This window comes from Nocardia sp. NPDC004068, assembly GCF_042874315.1.
Lineage (GTDB): Bacteria > Actinomycetota > Actinomycetes > Mycobacteriales > Mycobacteriaceae > Nocardia.
The window spans coordinates 1-19,154 of the sequence record NZ_JBIAMW010000020.1 but is presented as its reverse complement, the minus strand read 5'-3'; the positions used below and the strand labels follow the sequence as shown (position 1 = coordinate 19,154).

Annotated in this window: 20 protein-coding genes; 7 read left to right on the top strand and 13 right to left on the bottom strand. The window is 70.1% G+C overall.

The window, feature by feature from the left end; all coding sequences use genetic code 11:
- Positions 1–3: 3 nt before the first annotated feature.
- The 3 genes from ACFYTQ_RS34040 to ACFYTQ_RS34030 are packed head-to-tail and all read left to right on the top strand — an operon-like array spanning position 4 to position 2,596.
- Positions 4–861, top strand: coding sequence for a MurR/RpiR family transcriptional regulator (locus tag ACFYTQ_RS34040; RefSeq protein WP_387369788.1), 858 nt, complete (start codon positions 4–6; stop codon positions 859–861).
- Between the two features lie 18 nt (positions 862–879).
- Positions 880–1,776: an N-acetylmuramic acid 6-phosphate etherase gene (gene murQ / locus ACFYTQ_RS34035; RefSeq protein ID WP_387369786.1), complete on the top strand. Its 897-nt coding sequence runs from the start codon at positions 880–882 to the stop codon at positions 1,774–1,776.
- Between the two features lie 4 nt (positions 1,777–1,780).
- Positions 1,781–2,596 (top strand): hydrolase, encoded by an 816-nt coding sequence (locus ACFYTQ_RS34030; RefSeq protein WP_387369784.1) that lies wholly within the window; start codon positions 1,781–1,783, stop codon positions 2,594–2,596.
- Between the two features lie 60 nt (positions 2,597–2,656).
- On the opposite strand, the gene ACFYTQ_RS34025 is transcribed toward ACFYTQ_RS34030, so the two are convergent.
- From ACFYTQ_RS34025 to ACFYTQ_RS34000, 6 genes are all read right to left on the bottom strand, one after another.
- On the bottom strand, positions 2,657–3,910 hold the full coding sequence (locus ACFYTQ_RS34025) for a hypothetical protein (protein WP_387369782.1): 1,254 nt from the start codon (positions 3,908–3,910) through the stop codon (positions 2,657–2,659).
- Positions 3,911–4,165: 255 nt separating this feature from the next.
- Positions 4,166–4,522, bottom strand: coding sequence for a hypothetical protein (locus ACFYTQ_RS34020; RefSeq protein ID WP_387369780.1), 357 nt, complete (start codon positions 4,520–4,522; stop codon positions 4,166–4,168).
- Positions 4,523–4,619: 97 nt separating this feature from the next.
- Positions 4,620–6,110 carry a carboxylesterase/lipase family protein gene (locus ACFYTQ_RS34015; RefSeq protein ID WP_387369778.1) on the bottom strand — a complete coding sequence of 497 codons (1,491 nt, stop codon included), beginning with the start codon at positions 6,108–6,110 and terminating at the stop codon, positions 4,620–4,622.
- Between the two features lie 25 nt (positions 6,111–6,135).
- Positions 6,136–8,070, bottom strand: coding sequence for an acetoacetate--CoA ligase (locus tag ACFYTQ_RS34010; RefSeq protein ID WP_387369776.1), 1,935 nt, complete (start codon positions 8,068–8,070; stop codon positions 6,136–6,138).
- A complete protein-coding gene (locus ACFYTQ_RS34005) occupies positions 8,067–8,813 on the bottom strand; it encodes a 3-hydroxybutyrate dehydrogenase (protein ID WP_387369774.1) in 747 nt (248 codons plus the stop codon). Before ACFYTQ_RS34005 ends, ACFYTQ_RS34010 begins: the two co-directional genes overlap by 4 nt.
- Positions 8,810–10,189, bottom strand: a complete 1,380-nt coding sequence (locus ACFYTQ_RS34000) for an MFS transporter (protein WP_387369771.1) — start codon at positions 10,187–10,189, stop codon at positions 8,810–8,812. Before ACFYTQ_RS34000 ends, ACFYTQ_RS34005 begins: the two co-directional genes overlap by 4 nt.
- 141 nt (positions 10,190–10,330) lie before the next feature.
- Here ACFYTQ_RS34000 and ACFYTQ_RS33995 point away from each other — a divergent pair, with 141 nt between their 5' ends.
- Positions 10,331–11,251, top strand: a complete 921-nt coding sequence (locus ACFYTQ_RS33995; protein ID WP_387369769.1) for a LysR family transcriptional regulator — start codon at positions 10,331–10,333, stop codon at positions 11,249–11,251.
- Position 11,252: 1 nt separating this feature from the next.
- On the opposite strand, the gene ACFYTQ_RS33990 is transcribed toward ACFYTQ_RS33995, so the two are convergent.
- The 3 genes from ACFYTQ_RS33990 to ACFYTQ_RS33980 form a co-directional block, all read right to left on the bottom strand.
- Complete coding sequence (locus ACFYTQ_RS33990) at positions 11,253–12,479, bottom strand: cytochrome P450 (protein WP_387369767.1); 1,227 nt, start codon at positions 12,477–12,479, stop codon at positions 11,253–11,255.
- A 170-nt stretch (positions 12,480–12,649) separates the two neighbouring features.
- Positions 12,650–12,829, bottom strand: coding sequence for a hypothetical protein (locus ACFYTQ_RS33985; RefSeq protein WP_387369765.1), 180 nt, complete (start codon positions 12,827–12,829; stop codon positions 12,650–12,652).
- Positions 12,830–12,900: 71 nt separating this feature from the next.
- Entirely contained in the window at positions 12,901–13,044 is a 144-nt protein-coding gene (locus ACFYTQ_RS33980; RefSeq protein ID WP_387369763.1) for a hypothetical protein, read from the bottom strand.
- A 185-nt stretch (positions 13,045–13,229) separates the two neighbouring features.
- Between ACFYTQ_RS33980 and ACFYTQ_RS33975 the strand changes: the two genes are divergently transcribed.
- Positions 13,230–13,376, top strand: a complete 147-nt coding sequence (locus ACFYTQ_RS33975; RefSeq protein WP_387369761.1) for a hypothetical protein — start codon at positions 13,230–13,232, stop codon at positions 13,374–13,376.
- 49 nt (positions 13,377–13,425) lie between these two features.
- On the opposite strand, the gene ACFYTQ_RS33970 is transcribed toward ACFYTQ_RS33975, so the two are convergent.
- The gene (locus ACFYTQ_RS33970) at positions 13,426–15,165 is read right to left on the bottom strand and encodes a pyruvate dehydrogenase (protein ID WP_387370008.1); all 1,740 of its coding nucleotides are present in this window, start codon (positions 15,163–15,165) and stop codon (positions 13,426–13,428) included.
- A 109-nt stretch (positions 15,166–15,274) separates the two neighbouring features.
- Here ACFYTQ_RS33970 and ACFYTQ_RS33965 point away from each other — a divergent pair, with 109 nt between their 5' ends.
- Entirely contained in the window at positions 15,275–16,231 is a 957-nt protein-coding gene (locus tag ACFYTQ_RS33965; RefSeq protein ID WP_387369759.1) for a TIGR03557 family F420-dependent LLM class oxidoreductase, read from the top strand.
- Here the strand turns inward: ACFYTQ_RS33965 and ACFYTQ_RS33960 are convergent.
- Positions 16,220–16,585, bottom strand: a complete 366-nt coding sequence (locus ACFYTQ_RS33960) for a winged helix-turn-helix transcriptional regulator (protein WP_387369757.1) — start codon at positions 16,583–16,585, stop codon at positions 16,220–16,222. The genes ACFYTQ_RS33965 and ACFYTQ_RS33960 overlap by 12 nt on opposite strands.
- 101 nt (positions 16,586–16,686) lie before the next feature.
- Between ACFYTQ_RS33960 and ACFYTQ_RS33955 the strand changes: the two genes are divergently transcribed.
- Entirely contained in the window at positions 16,687–17,535 is an 849-nt protein-coding gene (locus ACFYTQ_RS33955; protein ID WP_387369755.1) for an alpha/beta fold hydrolase, read from the top strand.
- On the opposite strand, the gene ACFYTQ_RS33950 is transcribed toward ACFYTQ_RS33955, so the two are convergent.
- Entirely contained in the window at positions 17,519–18,280 is a 762-nt protein-coding gene (locus ACFYTQ_RS33950) for a glucose 1-dehydrogenase (RefSeq protein WP_387369753.1), read from the bottom strand. The genes ACFYTQ_RS33955 and ACFYTQ_RS33950 overlap by 17 nt on opposite strands.
- A 104-nt stretch (positions 18,281–18,384) precedes the next feature.
- Positions 18,385–19,074, bottom strand: a complete 690-nt coding sequence (locus ACFYTQ_RS33945) for a helix-turn-helix transcriptional regulator (protein WP_387369751.1) — start codon at positions 19,072–19,074, stop codon at positions 18,385–18,387.
- Between the last annotated feature and the right edge of the window lie 80 nt (positions 19,075–19,154).

Below are 19,154 nucleotides of genomic sequence, written 5' to 3'. Positions count from 1 at the left end.
ACCATGGCTGAGGATGACGACGTCCGCACTCGCCTGTTGACGGCGATGCCGCGGCTGACGCCGACCGGATTGCGCGTGGCCCGCGTGATCCTGGACGACCCGCCCGGCGCCGCGCAGCTCACGGTGAACCAGCTCGCCGAGCGCGCCGACACCAGCACCTCCGCGGTGGTGCGCCTGGCCAAGACCCTGGGCTACGACGGCTATCCCCAGCTCCGCCTGGCCCTGGCCGCGGTCGGCGGCGAGGGCGGCACGCCGGTCTTCGCGACCGATATCGTCGCTGACGACCCGCTGGGCAAGGTGCTGCACAAGCTCAGCGCCTTCGAGACCGAGGGCATGGTGGCCACGGCGGATCTGGCCGATCCGGCCACCCTGACGGCGGTGGTGGAGTCGCTGGTCGCCGCCCGCCGCATCCAGTTGCTCGGCATCGGCGCGTCCGGTCTGGTCGCCACCGATCTGGAGCAGAAGCTCACCCGCATCGGAAAGTGGTGCCGGGCAAGCACTTCCGAGGACGACGCGCTGGTGCAGACCAGCCTGCTCGACGCCGACGACGTGGTGATCGCCTTCTCCCATTCGGGCGAGACCGCCGCGATCGTGGAGGCCGTGCGCCGCGTGGGCACCCGGGCCCGGACGGTCGCGGTCACCGCGAGCCCGCAGTCGCGGCTGGCCCGCGCGGCGACGCACGCGATCCTGGTCGCCGGGCGCGAGGACGGTTTCCGCTCGGCGGCCATGGCCAGCCGGATGAGTCAGCTGCTGGTGGTCGACGCGCTGTACATCGGTGTGCTGCAACGCACCCCGGCCGCGGGGCTGGCGCTGCGCCGCACCCACGACGCCGTGATCGACCGCCGGAGCAGAGAACCGTAGCCGAACCAGGAGGCCCCCTTGTCCGAGTTCGCCACCCTCGACACCGAGGCGACCGATCCGTCGACCGCGGACCTGGACACCATGCCGGTCGAACGGTTGCTGCGCACCATGAACGCCGCCGACGCCTCGGTGCCGGAGGCGGTGGCGGGCGCGATCCCGCGGATCGCGGCCGCGGTGGAGCGGATCGTCGCGGCCCGGCGCGCGGGCGGGCGGATGCTGTACGTGGGCGCGGGCACCAGCGGGCGGATCGGCGTGCTCGACGCCGCGGAGTGCGCGCCGACCTTCGGCACCGATCCCGGTGAGGTGGTCGGCGTGATCGCGGGCGGCCCCACCGCGCTGATCCGCTCGGTCGAGGGCGCCGAGGACGACGCCGAACTCGCGGTGCGCGATCTCGCGGCGATCGAGCTGCGCCCGGACGACGTGGTGATCGCGCTGGCCGCGAGCGGGCGCACGCCCTACGCGATCGGCGCGTTGCGGTACGCGCGGTCGGTCGGGTCGGGCACGGTCGCGATCTCCTGCAATCCGGCCGCGGAACTGAGCGAGCACGCCGACGTGGCGATCGAAATCCCCACGGGCCCAGAGGTTCTCACCGGTTCCACCCGGCTCAAGGCGGGCACCGCGCAGAAGCTGGTGTGCAATATGATCTCCACCGCGGTGATGGTCCGCTCCGGCAAGGTGTACGGCAATCTCATGGTCGATCTGCATCCGTCCAACACCAAGCTGCGCGACCGCGCGCTGCGCATCGTGGCCGAGGCGACCGGCGTCGACGCGGCGACCGCCGCGGCCCTGCTCGACGCGGCCGACGGCAACTCCAAGACGGCCATCGTCATGCAGCTCACCGGCTCCGACGCCGAACGGGCCCGGCGACTCCTGCGCGATGCCGACGGCTTCGTGCGGGACGCCGTGCGACAGTGAACCCATGACGTGGAAGATCTGTAGCACCTGCGCCGTCGAGCACGAGGAGGCCGCGCGGGTGTGCCGCATCTGCGCCGACGAGCGGCAGTGGATGCCCGCCGACGGCCAGCACTGGAGCACGCTCGGCGACGTCGTCGCGGCCGGGCACCGGGTCCGGGTGGGCGAACTCGAACCCGACCTGTTCGGGCTGACCGTCGAGCCGAAGTTCGGAATCGGCCAGCGCGCGCACCTGATTCGCACGCCCGCGGGGAATCTGCTGTGGGATCTGCCCGGGTCCGTCGACGACGCGGCCGTCGCGCGGGTGCGCGAACTGGGCGAGGTGGTGGCCATCGCGCCCAGCCATCCGCATCACTTCGGTCAGCAGATCGAGTGGAGCCGGGCGCTGGGCGGGGTCCCGGTGCTGGTGGCCGAGGCGGATACCGAATGGATCGCCCGGCCCGATCCGGTGATTCGGCCGTGGTCGGGCCGGCTGGAGGTGGCGCCCGGCCTGACGCTGCGTCAGGTGGGCGGGCACTTCCCGGGCAGCGCGGTCGCGCACTGGGCGGCGGGGGCCGGGGGGCGCGGCGCGCTGTTCAGCGCCGACACCATCCAGGCCAATCCGGATCACACGTCGGTGACGTTCATGCGGAGCTATCCGAACCGAATCCCGTTGTCGGCCGGTGTGGTCGAGCGGGTGACCCGCACGGTGCTCGAGCTCGACTTCGACCGGCTCTACGACAATTTCGCGAATGTCGTGGACGCCGACGCCCGCGCGGTCATCCGCCGCTCGGCCGACCGCTACATCGGCTGGGTCCGTGGCGATTTCGATCATCTGACCTGATCGGGGCCCGAAAACGACTCCGGCCCTCGGCATTTCGCCGAGGGCCGGAGAGGGGGTCACCTACTCGTCGTCCCCGGCGCCGTTGGTCGCCCCGGCGCGCTGTTGCTTCTTGGCGCGGGCGCGGCGGCGTTCGGCACGCAGTTCGGCGAGCTCCTGTTCCAGGGTCTCCGCGATCCGGAACTGGCCCGTGTCATAGAGATTCGACGGGTCGTCGGCCTCGGCCTCCGCGCTCGGCTTGGCCTTCTTACCGCCCGTCTTCGGCGCGTCCTTCAGGTCCGACATCCAGCTCTTGGCCGACGAATTGTCCGCCGACGACGAGGATTTCGGCAGCCAGATATCGGGTTCGACCATGGGATCGACGGTTTCGGCGTCGCGCACGTCGGCCTTGCCGGGCTCGGCGGCGGCCTGCTGCTGTTGTTGTTGCTGCGGCTGCTCGCCGGGGGCCGTGGGCAGCGCGGGCAGCGGGGTGGACGGCCGGGTGTCCGGCGCGGCCTGGCGGATGAAGCTGACGAAGGTGGGCAACGTGCGCCGGATCTGCTCGGCCGGATCGGGCAGGTCCTGCACCTGATCGGTGGCGCGGGCGATGGCCTGTCCGTAGCGGTTGCTGGCCGAATCGTGCACCAGCAGCGCGACACCGACCATGATCGGGGCGACCGCGTGCACGCCGACGTCGTACCACGAGCCGGAGCGCAGATACGGATAGGTGTTCAGGCCCACGGTCAAGGCCAGCAGCGCCAGTTCGGCGACGACGATCTGCCTGCGGCTCTCCAGGATTCCCCACTCGGAGACCTTGTTGGTGCCGATCATGATGATGACCAGACACACGCTGATCATGGCCTCGAGCAGGTAGCTGAACCAATAGAGCGGGTCGGTGGGGCCGCCGGGCGCGATGTTGTGCTGGACGTTGACGGCAGACCACAGCATGCCAGCCATCACCACGCCCGCGAGGGCGCGCTGTGACCAGGCCCGATGCCGATACAGCGAGGCCAGCTTGGCATGTGGGCTGGACTCGCGCCGCTGCGCGGCGATCGCCTTTCGAGCCATCAGGAGATCTCGCATGTCGGCCTTCGCGATCTCTTCGGATGTCTGCCGTGCGCGATCGGACGCCGAGGCCGCCGCCTGCACGTTCTTCCAACGCTGTTCGCGTTCCTGTTCGCGAATCCGTTCGGCGAGTTCGCGTTCGGCCTTGAGCTCGTCCTCCGACAGCGCCTCGGTCAGCGACGGGTCGAACTGGAAGGCCATACGCCCGCGGGCCTTCTCGACCCGCCTCGCCAGCTGCGTGACCTCGTCTCCCATGGGGTGTTCGACGGTCACCTCGACCACCGCCCGGTGAGATGCGGTGGCACACACGTGATCACGGGTGGAAACGACACACGACATTAATAGTCGATTCGACCCGCGAGCGAAACTGCAGATTTGCCAAAACGCGTGTCGCATCGGCGTGGCGCGCACGACACGCCGATAATGGCTCATTCAAACAGGCTGACCACCACGACAATTCACCATTTTCGGGATGTACTCAAACCTCACCATCCCGACACTCCCACGATGTGAGACGGACGCGACCCGTCAGGCCGCCCGCGCGGCGGCCGACACCAGTGCGCGGAGCACGGCCTCGGGATCGTCCACGTCGACCACGAGCCGGGTCAGATCCGAGCCGGACAGGTCGATGCGCACCGCGCGCCCGTCGAACAGGGTGTCCCAGAACTCCTTGCGGCCCTTGCCGCGGAAGGTGCCCGCGGCGATCACGCCCGGGAAGAACGTGCCCGGCGTGCGCACCCAGGGCGGACGCCGGTCCACCTCCGCGCGGCCGACCCCGGTGACCTCGCTCAGGTCGAAGGTGATCTGCTCGCGCAGGCCCAGGAAGCGGTGCGCGCCCAGCACGTGCACCGTCACCGTCGTGCCGGAGACCTCGATTTCGACCATCGTCCGCACCTCCTGTCGCCGAGTACCTGTACTGGTTCCAGAGTGACCGTCGAGCCTGGCGCGATCCTGTGCCGTTCCTATGATTTTCCGCTGATTCTCACAGGTTTACGCGCATGTGGGCCTTGCGCAGCGCCGCGAGTTCGTCGCCGCGCGGGTCGGCGACCGTGCGGGACTCGGGGAAGTCGAACGTGCGCACGAGCCGCGTGTCGGGGGTGTAGCGCGGCCAGCCGGGATCGCCGTGGGTGGCGAACGCGACCCAGGCGGCGTGGACCTCGTCGGCGAGCGCCTGCGGCGGGGTGGGTCCGGTCAGGTCGTGCGCGGCGGCGAGTCGATCGAAGACGAACGGGATCTCGAGGACGTGACACGCGCCCAGGTCGGCAACGCCCGAGCGCCAGGCGAATTCGTAGGCGTGCGCGTCCGGGTTGGCCTCGGCCATGCGGGTGGCGTCGTCGCGGAAGACGGCGTCGGTGATGATCGCGGCGAACACGTCGGCGGCGCTCGCGCCGGGACGGTTGGCGCGGTAGTCGTCGGCGACGGCCGGATCGAGGCCGTAGCGCGGCAGCAGCAGCGGGAGGGTCTCGTCGGTGATGCCCGCGGCCAGGCCGGTGGGGAAGGTGAAGAAGCGGAACTCGTCGGTGTTCCAGCCGATCAGCAGCGGTACCGCGGAATCACCCTGGGCCGCTACGACATCCACGGGCCGGTCGGGGACCAGCTCGCCGTCGACGACCGGGAAGAACCCGAGGATGCCCAGCCCGTTGGCGACGATCGAGGCGCCCCAGCGGGCGGGGTCGGGGTTGAGCATGAGGTCGAGGGCGATCGCGTTCTGCCCCTCGATCAGTCGCGCGGGGGTCAGCTCGCCGAACGCGGCGGCGCCGGCCTCGAGGCCGAGCCGCTCGGCGAGCAGGCCGCCGAACCGTTCCGCGTCGCCCGCCTCGCACACCGCCGATCCGTTGCCGCTCTGCACGACGGCCCGGCGGAACAGTCCGCGCGCGGGCGGCGCGGCCAGCAGGGTCGCCACGCTCATGCCACCGGCGGACTCGCCGAAGACGGTGACGTCGTCCGGATTTCCGCCGAAGGCCGCGATGTTCTCGCGCACCCAGCGCAGCGCGGCGATCTGATCGTGCAGACCCCGGTTGTGCGGTGCGCCGGGGACCGCGGCGAAACCGGACGCGCCGAGCCGATAGTTGATGGCCACGGTGACCACGCCGTCGCGGGCGAAGGTGCCGCCGTCGTAGATCGGGCGGGCGTTGGAGCCGCGGCTGAACGCGCCGCCGTGGATCCAGACCAGCACCGGCAGCCCCGCCGCGCCCGGATCCGGGGTCCAGACATTGACGTTCAGGTATTCGTCGCCCGGGATGCCGTCACTGCCGATGAGCGCGTGGATGGGCGCGGGGTACGGCGACTGCGCACAGGTGCCGCCGAATTCGGTGGCCGCGCGCACGCCGTCCCAGGCCGGAACCGGTTGCGGCAGTTGCCAGCGCGCGGGGCCCACCGGCGCGGCGGCGTAGGGGATGCCGAGAAAGACGGATACGCCGTCGCGGACGAAGCCGCGCACCCGGCCACCGGTCACGGTCACGATCGGTTCCATGTTCCACCTCCATGTTTCCCCTCGATTATGCGGGTCGCCGCGCCGCGAACCAGTCCAATAGGTCCGGATCGTCCACCGCGCCGCGGGCGACGACGGTGTCGGGGTCCGCGCCTTGCAGCAGTCGCTTGATCGGCACCTCGAGGCGCTTGCCGGTGCGGGTGTGCGGGATGGCGGGGGCGGGGATGATCTCGTCGGGGACGTGCCGCGGCGAGACGTGGGTGCGGATCACGTCGGTGATGCGCTGGCGCAGTGCGGCATTCGGCTCGACGCCCGCCGCGAGGACCACGAACAGCGGCATCCAGTACTCGCCGTCGGGCCGTTCGACGCCCACGACGAGCGATTCGACGACCTCCGGGAGCTGTTCCACGGCCTGATAGATATCGGCCGACCCCATGCGGATCCCGTGCCGGTTCAGCGTGGAGTCCGAGCGCCCGTGCACGACGACGCTGCCGCGATCGGTGATCGTGATCCAGTCCCCGTGCCGCCACACCCCCGGGAACATGTCGAAATAGGCCGCGCGATAACGCTTTCCGTCCGGATCGCGCCAGAAGCCGACCGGCATCGACGGCATGGGCGCGGTGACCACCAGCTCCCCCATCTCGCCGCGCACCGACCGGCCCGCGGGATCGAAGGCGTCGACGGCCGCGCCGAGGTAGGGCGCGGACAGCTCCCCGGGCCACACCGGCACGGTCGGGGTCGCGCCGAAGAACGCCGACACCACGTCGGTGCCGCCGCTGATCGAGGCGACCTGGACGCGCGCGCCGACGTGTTCGCCCAGCCAGAGCGACGACGACGGCGGCAGCGCGGAGCCGGTGACGCCCACCGCGCGCAGCCGGGACAGGTCGAAGTCCGTGCGCGGCACCGCGTTCGCCTTGACGCATCCGAGCACGTAACCCGGGCTGGTGCCGAGCACGGTGGTGCCCGTGCGCGCGGCCAGCTCCCACAGCGCGTCGGGACGCGGGCGGGCCGGGTTGCCGTCGTAGCAGACGACGGTCGCACCGGTGAGCAGGCCCGCGTTGCGGAAGTTCCACATCATCCAGCTGGGGCTGGTGTACCAGAAGAAGGTGTCGTCGCGCCCGATGCCGAAGTGCAGCGCGACCGCCTTGAGGTGTTCGAGCAGTACGCCGCCGTGGCCGTGCACGATGCCCTTGGGCAGGCCGGTGGTGCCGGAGGAGAACAGCACCCACAGCGGATGGTCGAAAGGCACGGGCTCCGGGCGCAATTCGCCGCCGCCCGCGCTGGCCTCCGCCCAGTCGAGCGCGTCCTCGACCGGGGTCGCGCCGAGCCGCCGCACGACGACGGTGGCGCGCAGGCCGGACAGTCCGGCGCGCAGGGCCGCGATCTCGCCGGTCCGGTCGTGCGCACGGCCGCCGTAGCGGTAGCCGTCGGCGGCGACGAGCACGACCGGTTCCAACTGGCCGAGGCGGTCGAGGGCGGCGCGCGCGGAGTAGTCCTGGCCGCAGGCGCTCCAGATCGCGCCGAGGCTGGCGGTGGCGAGGAAGGCGATCACGGCCTCGGGGATGTCGGGCAGATATGCGGCCACCCGGTCGCCGGGACCGACGCCGAGCGAGCGCAGGGTGCGGGCGAAAGCGGCGGCGCGACCGAGTGTTTCGGCCCAGGACAGTTCGAGGGTGGGGGCGTCCTCGCCGAGGCCGACGATCGCGGGACGGTCGGTGCGGGCCTGGGCGATGACCCGGTCGACGTAGTTCAGCCGGGTGTCCGGAAACCATTGCGCGCCCGGCATTTCCCTCGAGGTCAGCACTCGTTCGGGTGCGGGCCCGAAGCCGAGGAACTCCCACAGCGCGCCCCAGAATTCGGCCACGTCCGCGACCGACCAGCGCCACAGGGAGTGGTAGTCGGCGAATTCGTGGCCGGTCCGCGCGGTGACGAAGCGCGCGAAGGCGGTCACTGGCGCGGCGGCGATCTCGTCGGGGGTCGGCTCCCACTGGCTGTCGGTCATCGGGCCGTCCACCCGCCGTCCATCACATAGGACGCGCCGGTCACCATGCCCGCGGGCGCGGAGACGAGCCAGCCCACCAGGGACGCGACCTCGTCCGGTTCGATGAGCCGTTTCAGCACGCTCTCGGTGAGCAGCACCTGCTCGACGACCTCGCGTTCGGGGATGCCGTGGGCGGCGGCCTGGTCGGCGATCTGCTTGTCCACCAAGGGGGTTCGCACATAGCCCGGGTTGACGCAGTTGCTGGTGACGCCGTGCGGGCCGCCCTCGAGCGCGGTCACCTTGGACAGTCCCTCGAGCGCGTGTTTGGCGGTGACGTAGGCGGCTTTGTACGGCGAGGCGCGCAGGCCGTGCACCGAGGAGATGTTCACGATCCGGCCGTAGCCGCGCGCGTACATATGCGGCAGCGCGGCACGCACCAGCAGGAACGGCGCCTCGACCATGAGGGTGAGGATGTGCCGGAACCGCTCCGGCGGGAAGGACTCCAGGGGCGAAACCGTCTGCACGCCCGCGTTGTTCACCAGGATGTCGATCTCGAGCCGCAGCTCCTCGAGCCCGGCCACGTCCAGCAGATCCACCGCCCACGCCCGCCCGCCGAGTTCGGCGGCCAGCTTCTCCGCGCCCGTCGCGTCCACGTCGGCCACGGTGACCGTCGCCCCGCGGGCGGCGAGTTCGCGGGCACAGGCCGCCCCGATCCCGCTCGCCCCGCCCGTCACCAGGGCCGCCCGTCCGGTCAGATCCGTCATCGCGCGTTCACCTCCACCTTTCCCGTCCGCGCCCCCGCGTCGGCGCGATCCACCGATTCCAGTGCCAGGCCCCGGGTTTCGCGGGCGAACCCGACGGCCACCGCCGTGACGACCGCGGCCGCGGCGAGGTACCACGCGATGGGCACCGACGAGCCGAACGAGTCCAGCAGCCGCACCGCGATGATCGGGGCCAGCGATCCGGCCACGATCGAGGTCACCTGATAGCCCAGCGACACACCCGAATACCGCATGCGGGTCGGGAACATCTCCGCCATGATCGCCGGTTGCGGCGCGTACATGAAGGCGTGGAACACCAGCCCGATGATGATCGCCAGCAGGATGACCGCGTTGTGCTTGCTGTCCATCATGGGGAAGGCAAAGAAGCCCCAGGTCGCCGCCGCGACCGTGCCGAGCAGATACACCGGCCGCCGCCCGATCCGGTCGCTGAGCCGCCCGGCCAGCGGGATGACCAGGAAGTGCACGGCGTGCGCGATCAGCAGCCACCACAGGATGTTTCGCGTGTTCACCCCGGCGTGCACCTTCAGGTACGTGATCGAGAAGGTGACCACCAGGTAGTACATGATGTTCTCGGCGAAGCGCAGGCCCATGGCGGTGAAAACCCCACGGGGATAACGCATCAGCACCTCCACCACACTGAACGACGTCGCCGCGTGCTGTTCCATTTCGCGCTGCACCTCCACGAAGATCGGCGCGTCGGTCACCTTGGTGCGCACGTAGTAGCCGACCAGCACCACGACCGCGGACAGCCAGAACGCCACCCGCCAGCCCCAGCTCAGGAATGCCGCGTCCGAGAGCGTGGAGGTCAGCACCAGCAGCACGACGGTGGCGAGCAGATTGCCCATCGGCACCCCGGCCTGCGGCCAGCTCGCCCAGAATCCGCGCCTGCTCGCCGGACTGTGCTCGGCGACCAGCAGCACCGCCCCGCCCCATTCGCCGCCGACCGCGAAGCCCTGCACGAAGCGCAGGATCACCAGCAGCGCGGGCGCCCAGTATCCGACCTGGTGAAAGGTGGGCAGGCAGCCCATGAGAAACGTTGCCGCGCCGACCAATACGAGGCTGAACTGCAACAGCTTCTTGCGCCCGTACCGATCCCCGAAGTGCCCGAACACCACCCCGCCCAGCGGCCGGGCCGCGAATCCGACCGCGTAGGTGACGAACGCGGCGAGAATCGCGTCCAGATCGCTCGAGCTCGCGGGGAAGAAGACCTTGCCGAACACCAGCGTGGCCGCGGTGCCGTAGAGGAAGAACTCGTACCACTCCACGACGGTCCCGGCCATGGACGCGGCCACGACCCGGCGCAGACCGCGCGGGGCCGGTGCGTCGGGCGGGTTCGGCGGTACTGCGCTGGACGTCATGGCACTGCTCCTTCATGACCTCGGCCATATCGCGAACGAATTGTGATGGCCGACACAAAAACTCGATGTGCCCGAGTATTGGTGCAGATAACAGCGCCCGCAATGCCCAGATCCGCAGGACGCGTCTGCGAGAATGCAGATATGCCCGACCTCGGCCGCCGTCCCAGCGCGGACGATCTGCTCGTTCTGCTCGCCGTCGGCCGCTCCGGCCGATTCGTCTCCGCCGCCGACGAACTCGGCCTCAACCACACCACCGTCTCCCGGCGCATCGCCGCGCTCGAGCACGCGCTCGGGGGGCGGGTGCTGACCCGGGTGACCGGCGGCTGGGAGCTGACCGAACTGGGCCGCGAGGCGCTGGCGGCCGCGGAGTCGGTGGAGTCGGCGGTGCGTTCGCTGGCCGCCGACGCCGACGGCGCCCGCACGCTCGAGGGCATGGTGCGGGTCTCGGCCACCGATGGTTTCAGCGCCTATATCGCGGCGCCCTCGGCCGCGCGCGTGCAGCGTCGGCATCCGCGCCTGGCGGTGGAGATCGTCGCGGCGACCCGGCGCGCGTCGGTGCAGCGCTCGGGCGTGGATCTCGAGGTGGTGGTCGGGGAGCCTAAAGTGTTGCGCGCGCGGGCGATTCGGCTGGGGGACTACTGTCTGGGGCTGTACGGGTCGCGCGACTATCTGGGCGAGCACGGGATGCCGGGGACGATCGAGGAGCTGGGTCGTTATCCGCTGGTGTACTTCATCGAATCCCTGTTGCAGGTCGACGATCTGGATCTGGCGTCGAACTTCGCGCCGATGATGCGGCAGTCGGTGTCCTCGACCAATGTCTTCGTGCACGTCGAGGCGACGCGGGCCGCGGCCGGGCTGGGTCTGTTGCCGTGTTTCATGGCCGACCGGCACGCCGATCTGGTCCGGGTGCTGCCCGAGCGGGTGGCGGTGCGATTGACCTACTGGCTGGTGGCGCGGGCGGAGACGCTGCGCCGTCCGGAGGTCGCGGCCGTGGTCGAGGCGATCCGGGAGACCGTGCGCGAGCAGCGCGAGACCCTGCTCGGGCTGCCCGCGACGGGGTGAGTCAGCCGCGCAACTTCACGGGCAGTTCGTTCATGCCCCGGATGAGGAAGCTGGACTGCCAGTGCGGGGCGAACTCCGGATCGGCGAGCGTGAGGTCCGGAAAGCGGTGCAGCAGAGCCGAGAACGCGATGTTCGCCTCGAGCCGGGCCAGCGGCGCGCCCACGCAGAAGTGGATGCCGTGCCCGAAGGCGAGGTGCCCGCCCGCGTCGGCGGTGATGTCGAGGCGGTCGGCGCCGGTGTAGCGGCTCGGATCGTGATTGGCCGCGGCCAGCGCCACGTACACGATCTCGTCGGCGGGGATCTCGCGGCCGGCGATGCGCACCGGTTCGACGGTGTAGCGCAGGCTGGCCCAGCCGACCGGGCCGTCGTAGCGCAGGAATTCCTCGATCGCGGCGGGGATGCCCTCGGGATCGGTTCGGAGCGCGTCGAATTGGCGGCGGTCGCGCAGCAGCGCGTAGGTGCCGTTGCCGATCAGGTTCACGGTGGTCTCGTGGCCCGCGACCAGCAGCAGGAACGCCATGGCGACCAGTTCGCCCGCGCTGAGCTGATCGCCGTCGTCGCTGACCTGGACCAGCGCGGACAGCAGATCCTCGCCGGGGTGGGCGCGCTTGTCCGCCACCAGGGATTCGAGATAGCCCTGCATGCTCGTGGCCGCGGCGGAGATCTCCTCCGGGCTCGACGGCGCCGCGCCGAGCAGGACCTTGGTCCAGCTCTGGAAGCCTTCGCGGTCGATGAAGGGGACGCCGAGCAGTTCGCAGATCACCGTGACGGGCAAGGGAATCGCGTAGGACTGGAGCAGGTCGACGGTGTCGTGGCGGTCCATCGCGTCCAGCAGGCCGGTGGTGATCTCCTCGATGCGCGGGCGCAGTTCGGTCATCCGGCGCGGGGTGAAGGTCTTGTTCACCAGTTTGCGCAGCCGGGTGTGGTCGGGCGGATCGCTGTTGAGCATGTGGATCGACAGGCTCACCGATCCCGAATTCCAGCGCGGCGGAACGCCTTTGCGATCGAACAGGGCCCGCATTCCGCGCGCGTCCTTGCGCAATCGCGGATCGGCCAGCGCCGCACGGGCTTCGGCGTACCCGGTGACGACCCAGGCGGGCAGCCCGGCGGGAAAGCGCACCCGGTGCACCGGCCCGCGCTGCCGCCAGCGCTCGTAGTACTTGTGCGGATCCTGGTGGAAATCCTCGCCGACGAATTCGGTCCGATCCACCGCCTCGGCCTGGACCATGTCCCACTCCCCTTCACGGCCGCACCCCTGCGACCCTTACCCACCACGCTACCGAAGCGGTGGGGCTGAGCGGGGTGCGATGAGGGGGCCGATATCCCCGCGGTGTGCCGGTCCGGCGGAAGTGCTTGCGGCGCTGTTGAAGCGGTGGGACCGTTCGGGTGGGATGGGACCTACGAGGCTCCGGATAGGGGTGGGGCGGACATTGCCGGTTCGTCGGCGGCGAGGGGGGCGGTGCGGAACGCCGCACGGACGCGGCGGCGGTAGTCCGCGATGTATCCGCCGTAGGCGAGCAATACCGCCGTGGCGAGTACGCCCAATACGGCAGCGATCAGCGGCACCCACGATGCCAAGGGTCTCCTCCGTCCGTTCGAGTGGCCTCACGGCTATTACCAACCGGGAACCAGTCAAACATCACGAAGTTCTACACATTCAGACAGAACCGCGCGGAACCCGTGCTCAACAGGCAGTTGAACGGATTGGGGACGATGTCGTAGGGGGACCAAACGGGCGCGAGCGCCAGCAAGGCGACACACGCGGCATGAGCGACGAAGCGACGACCCGGCATCTCGACCTCCTGTGGCAACGCTGGACGCGTACGCCGGGGAGATACCCCACGGCCGTTCGGTCATGCCGAAGGTCACAACTGTCGCGCACCCTGATTGGGCGCACCCACCGGGGGTATGACGGGGACGAAGGCGTCCGCGCCTTCGCGGCCCGAGTCTGGGCAGGTCAAGCGCTCAGGAGGACAGTGTGATCGACCAGAGGAACACCCAGCAGGATTCCGGCACGGCGGAGACGTCGGTGGTCTGGCCGGACCCCAGCCCGCTGAGTTCGTGGTGGGACGCCGTGATGCGGGGGGACAGCTCCACCCCGCGGGTCTCGCGCAGCGTGGGCTGAATTCGATTCGACGGGCGTCCCCGCGCTCGGGGTGGCCGCGGGGGCGCCGTCACGGCCGCGGAACATTGCGCAGGTTGGTCCGGGCCAGTTCGATCATCTTGCCGACACCGCCGTCTAGAACGGTCCGGCCCGCCGCGAGCGCGAAGCCGCGGACCTGGGCGGCGGTGATCTTCGGGGGGATGGACAGGGCGTTGGGGTCGGTGATCAGTTCGATCATGGCGGGACCGGGGCGGTTCAAATAGTCGGTGAGGGCTGGGCGGATCTTCGCGGGGTCCTCGACCCGGACCGAGGGGATGCCGCATCCGGCGGCGATGGCGCTGAAATCTATTGGCGGACTGTCGGTTCCGAAGTCGGGGAAGCCATCCACCAGCATCTCCAGTTTGACCATGCCCAGCGACGAGTTGTTGAACACCACCACCTTGACCGGCAGATCGTAGGTGGCCACGGTGAGCAGATCGCCCATGAGCATGGACAGCCCGCCGTCGCCGGAGATGGACACCACCTGCCGCCCGGGGTCGGCGAAGTGCGCGCCGATGGCGTGCGGCAGCGCGTTGGCCATACTGCCGTGCCGGAACGAGCCGATGACGCGGCGGCGGCCGTTGGGGGTGAGATACCGTGCGGCCCAGACGTTTCCCATGCCGGTGTCGACGGTGAAGACGGTATCGTCGGCGGCGACGTCGTCGAGGATCGCGGCCGCGTACTCCGGGTGGATGGGGGTGTGGTGTTCGATGTCGCGGGTGTAGGCGTCGACCACCTTCTGCAACCCGCGCTCGTGTTCGCGCAGCATCCGATCCAGGAACGAGCGATCCGAGCGCGGCCGCAGCCGCGGCAGCAGGGCGCGGATGGTCTCCCCCACGTCGCCGTGCACGGCCAGATCCAGGGCGGTGTGCCTGCCGAGCCGACCGGGATCGATGTCGACCTGGATGGTGCGGGCCTGGGGCAGGAAGTCGTCGTAGGGAAAGTCGGTGCCCAGCAACAGGATTCGGTCGGCGGCGTGCATGGCGTCGTAGCAGGCGCCGTAGCCGAGCAGACCGCTCATGCCGACGTCGTAGGGGTTGTCGTACTGGATCCACTCCTTGCCGCCGAGCGAGTGGCCGACGGGGGCGGCCAGCGTCTCGGCCAGGCGCATGACCTCGTCGTGCGCGTCGCGACACCCCGCGCCGCAGAACAGCATCACCTTCTCGGATTCGTCCAGCAGCCGGGCCAATTCGTCGATCCGGTCCGGCGGCGGCACGACGGGCGCGGGGGTGGCGATCGACACCGCGCGGGGAGTGGGGTGCGCGGCGTCGCGGGCGGCCACGTCGCCGGGCAGGGCGAGCACCGAGACCCCGCCGCGGCCCACGGCCGTCTGCATGGCGATGTTCAGCAGCCGGGGCAGCTGTTCGGGCTGGGACACGAGTTCGCAGTAGTGGCTGCACTCGACGAACAGCCGCTCGGGATGGGTCTCCTGGAAGTAGCCGGTCCCGATCTCCTTCGACGGGATGTGCGAGGCGATGGCCAGCACGGGCGCGCCGGAGCGATGCGCGTCGTAGAGGCCGTTGATCAGATGAAGATTGCCGGGCCCGCAGCTGCCCGCGCAGACGGCGAGCCGCCCGGCGATCTGCGCCTCGGCCGCGGCGGCGAAGGCGGCGGTCTCCTCGTGCCGCACGTGCACCCAGTCGATTCCCTCGGTCCGGCGGATGGCGTCGACGATCGGGTTGAGGCTGTCGCCCACCACCCCGTACACCCGCCGCACCCCGGCCCGCACCAACATCCGCACCAACTGATCGGCGATCGTGGTCATGGAGATGATCTTGACCGAATTCGGCGAGTGAAACCCACGAGTGCGGAGGCGATCGTTTGCCGCCCGGGCACCCGGGTAGCCGGTGCCGGGGACCATCTCTCGGAGGGAGGCACGCGTGCAGATCGGATACAAGCTCGCCGCGGAGGCGTTCGGGCCCGCCGATTTGATCCGGCAAGCCGAGCTGGCCGAACGGGCCGGATTCGACTTCGTGGAGATCAGCGACCATTACCACCCGTGGCTGGACAATCAGGGACATTCGCCGTTCGCGTGGACGGTGTTGGGCGCGATCGCCGCCCGCACCGAACGCATCGGCCTGGCCACAGGCGTCACCTGCCCGACCGTCCGCTACCACCCGGCGATCATCGCGCAGGCCGCGGCCACGCTGGCCCTGGTCTCGGACGGCCGGTTCACCCTCGGCGTCGGCGCGGGCGAACGCCTGAACGAGCATGTGGTCGGCCCCGGCTTCCCGGAGTCGGTGCACGGCCGCCACGAGCTGCTGCGCGAGGCACTGGAGATCATCCGGTTGTTGTGGCAGGGCGGTTATCAGTCCTACGACGGCAAGTACCTGAAGCTCGCCGACGCCCAGGTGTTCGATCTGCCCGCCGAGCCGCCGGTGATCGCGGTCGCCGCGGGCGGTAAGCAGGCCGCCGAACTCGCGGCCGAACTGGGCGACGGCCTGTTCGCCACCGAGCCGCGCGGCGACATCGTCGAGCAGTACCAGCAGAGCGGCGGCAAGGGCCCGCGCTACGCCGAGGTCCCGGTGGCGTGGGCGACCGACGAGAACGCCGCCGTGCAGGCCGCGTTGGAGACCTCCCGCTGGGCGTTGACCGGCTGGAAGGTCATGAGCGAGTTGCCCAATCCGGTGAACTTCGCTGCCGCGTCGAAGACGGTGCGCCCGGACGACATTCGCGAACAGTTCACCTGCGGCAACGACCCGTCCGCGTTCGTGGAGGCGGTCAGCGAGTACACCAAGGCGGGTTTCGACCACATCGTCCTCCAGAACGCCGGACCCGACCCCGAGGGCTTCATCGACTTCTTCGCCTCGGAGCTGGCCGGGCGGCTACGCGCCTGACCCCGACCGGGCCGCATCGATCTCGGCCATGTGCTCCTCGGCCCACGCCCGCAGGCTCGCGAGCGGAATCTCCAGGGAGCGGCCGAGATCGGTGAGCCGGTAGTGCACCCGCGGCGGAACCGTGGGTTCGACGCGCCGCGCGACCAGGCCGTCGGCCGTCAGATTCTGCAAGGTCGCCGACAGCATCTTCTGCGAGATGCCCGGGATGCGCCGCCGCAGTTCGGCGAACCGTAGTTCGTCGGGTTCGGCCTCGGCGAGCAGCTTCACGACCATCGACACCCATTTCGTGCCGACCCGGTCCAGCAGGCGACGGGTCGGGCAGGCCGGATCGAAGACATCGCCGCGTGCGGTCACCTCGAGCTCACCACCTGTTCGGAAAGTGCCTTCTTGGCACGGCGAATGCCGTTACCTAAGTTCTCATGGTAACCGATGGTTACCAGCAGTGAGGTGCGGCAATGTCTTTCGAACCGGTTGTGCGACGCGTCGCGACCAATGGGGTGGAGCTGACTGTGGCGGTCGCGGGACGGGGGCCCGCGGTGGTGCTGTTGCACGGGTTCCCGCATACGTGGGAGTTGTGGCGAGGGGTGATGGGGGCGTTGGCTCCGCGGTATCGGGTGATCGCGCCGGATCTGCGGGGGCTGGGGGCGAGTTCGCGGCCGGAGGGTGGGTACGACGCGGGGACCGTGGCGGCGGATGTGGTCGGGCTGCTGGACGCGTTGGGCGAGCGGGACGCGGTTGTCGTGGGCATCGATGCGGGGGCGCCTCCGGCGTTCCTGACGGCGTACACGGGGCAGGTGCGGGGTGTGGTGCTGATGGAGTCGCTGTTGGGGGGATTGCCTGCGGCGGAGGGGTTTTCGGGTGGTGCGCCCTGGTGGTTCGGGTTTCACGCCGTTCCCGGACTGGCCGAGACGGTGCTGGTCGGGCACGAGGACGAGTACATCGAGTGGTTCCTGCGGACCGGGACGCTGGGGCGTGGGGTGCCGGAGCCGGTGCGTTCGGCGTTCCTGCGCGCCTATCGCGGAAGTGCCGCCCTCCGAAGCGCTTTCGAGTACTACCGAGCCATGCCGGAGAGCGCCCGGCAGATCGCGGCGGCGAGTTCGGCGCGCCTCACCGTGCCCACACTGGCGATCGGCTCCCATCCGGTCGGGCGGGCGCTGGGAGACCAATTGCGTTCGCTCGCCGATGATTTGACCACCGAGGTGATTCCGGATTGCGGTCATATCATTCCGATCGATGCGCCCGAGACCTTGGTGGCGTTGCTCTCGGAATTCCTCGAGCGCGAGGCGGTTACAGCGGAGCCGTGAGGGCGGAGGTCAGGCCGCCGTCGATCGTGAGGTCTCGGCCGTTGACATAGGCGGCCTCGGCGGAGGCGAGGAAGGCGACGGCGGCGGCGATGTCGTTCGGGGCGCCGAGGCGTCCGGCGGGAACCGTTGCGGCGGCGCGGGTTTGGGCCTCGGGGGAGGTTTCCGCGCGGAACGCCGGGGTGTCGGTGTAGCCCGGGCTGATCGAGTTCACGCGAATGCGGCGAGGAGCCAGTTCTGTCGCGAGGGTGCGGGCCAGACTGTGAACGGCGGCCTTGGTGGCGGAGTAGAGGGCGGCCGAGGTCGTGCCGCGGTGGGCGGCGAAGGAGGCGTTGAGGATGATCGCGGCGTGGTCGGGCAAGAGGGGGAGCATCCGTTGGACGGTGAAGAAGACGGACTTGACGTTACCCGCGACGACGCGGTCGAAGTCGCGCTCGGTTACGGCGTGGAACGGCTGGAACGCGCCGATGCCCGCGTTGGCGAAGAGGATGTCGAGACGGCCGTACCGGTCGCGAATCGTCGCCGCGAGGGCGTCGAGGTCGGTGAGGTCGGCCGCGTCCCCCCGGACGGCGAGAACGTCGTCGCCCAGTTCCCGCGCCGCCGCCGCGAGCCTCGACTCGTCCCGGCCCGTGATCACGACCCGCGCCCCTTCGTCGCGCAGGCGGCGCGCGGTGGCGAGCCCCATTCCGCTGGTCCCCCCGGTGATCAGGGCAGTCTTGTCGTGGAAACGAAAAGCATTGGCTGTCATGGGTTCAGCGTGCGCGCGGGCGGCGGGAGGGAACAGTGCGCGGTGATCGTGGGTGTGGCACCACCAGGCTCGGGTCGCCCGGCCCGCGCGCGAGGCGGGGTCGGTCACGCGGATTGCCGAAGCTCGAGGGTTTCCAGACGGGCGGCGGTCTCGGTGCCTGATCGCGGGGTGTAGAGGACGAGCCGCCGGGTGGGGTCGTCGGCAGGGGTCAGGGTGGTGGCCGTGAAGCTCAGGAGACCGGCCACCGGATGGTGGAGGGTGTTGGTCGCCCGCGCCGGGACGCCTACCTCGTGACGGTCCCAGAGTGTGGCGAAATCAACGCTCGCGGAACGGAGTTCATCGATCACCTGGGTGAAACCGGGATCGTCGGGTGCGTGGGCCGCGTCGGCGCGATAGGCCGCCACGACCCCGGGCGCCGCCGCCCGCCACTGTTCGGGGACGGTCAGGTAGCGGGGATTGGTGAAGAAGGTGATCAAGCAGTTGTCCGGCCCGGCCCCGAAACCGAACACCTCGCGCGCGAAGTCGTTGTAACCCAGCACATTCCAGTACAGGTCCCGCAGTACCGCGGGACGCCGCTCCCCGTCGAGGATCTCCCGGACCTCGACGTCGATCTCGGCCGTGAACTCCGGGACGACCGGTGGCGGGTTCACACCCGCCAGCAGATACAGATGCGCGCGCTCGGCGTCGCCGAGCGCCAGCGCTCGCGCCACCGCGTCCAGCACCTCCACCGACACGGTGATGTCGCGGCCTTGTTCGAGCCAGGTGTACCAGGACACCCCCACCCCGATCAGCATGTATTTAGTGCATACTAGCTGACCAGCGGAAACGGGACAACGGGGGTCGGGCAGACGGAACCCCACGATGTTCCGCGTTA

Excerpts from the sequence above, each read along its gene's own strand:
- ACFYTQ_RS34040 (WP_387369788.1), top strand. The coding sequence starts at position 4 with ATGGCTGAGGATGACGACGTCCGCACTCGCCTGTTGACGGCGATGCCG.
- ACFYTQ_RS34030 (WP_387369784.1), top strand. The coding sequence starts at position 1,781 with ATGACGTGGAAGATCTGTAGCACCTGCGCCGTCGAGCACGAGGAGGCC.
- ACFYTQ_RS34020 (WP_387369780.1), bottom strand. The coding sequence starts at position 4,522 with ATGGTCGAAATCGAGGTCTCCGGCACGACGGTGACGGTGCACGTGCTG.
- ACFYTQ_RS34015 (WP_387369778.1), bottom strand. The coding sequence starts at position 6,110 with ATGGAACCGATCGTGACCGTGACCGGTGGCCGGGTGCGCGGCTTCGTC.
- ACFYTQ_RS34010 (WP_387369776.1), bottom strand. The coding sequence starts at position 8,070 with ATGACCGACAGCCAGTGGGAGCCGACCCCCGACGAGATCGCCGCCGCG.
- ACFYTQ_RS34005 (WP_387369774.1), bottom strand. The coding sequence starts at position 8,813 with ATGACGGATCTGACCGGACGGGCGGCCCTGGTGACGGGCGGGGCGAGC.
- ACFYTQ_RS34000 (WP_387369771.1), bottom strand. The coding sequence starts at position 10,189 with ATGACGTCCAGCGCAGTACCGCCGAACCCGCCCGACGCACCGGCCCCG.
- ACFYTQ_RS33995 (WP_387369769.1), top strand. The coding sequence starts at position 10,331 with ATGCCCGACCTCGGCCGCCGTCCCAGCGCGGACGATCTGCTCGTTCTG.
- ACFYTQ_RS33990 (WP_387369767.1), bottom strand. The coding sequence starts at position 12,479 with ATGGTCCAGGCCGAGGCGGTGGATCGGACCGAATTCGTCGGCGAGGAT.
- ACFYTQ_RS33980 (WP_387369763.1), bottom strand. The coding sequence starts at position 13,044 with ATGCCGGGTCGTCGCTTCGTCGCTCATGCCGCGTGTGTCGCCTTGCTG.
- ACFYTQ_RS33955 (WP_387369755.1), top strand. The coding sequence starts at position 16,687 with ATGTCTTTCGAACCGGTTGTGCGACGCGTCGCGACCAATGGGGTGGAG.
- ACFYTQ_RS33950 (WP_387369753.1), bottom strand. The coding sequence starts at position 18,280 with ATGACAGCCAATGCTTTTCGTTTCCACGACAAGACTGCCCTGATCACC.
- ACFYTQ_RS33945 (WP_387369751.1), bottom strand. The coding sequence starts at position 19,074 with ATGCTGATCGGGGTGGGGGTGTCCTGGTACACCTGGCTCGAACAAGGC.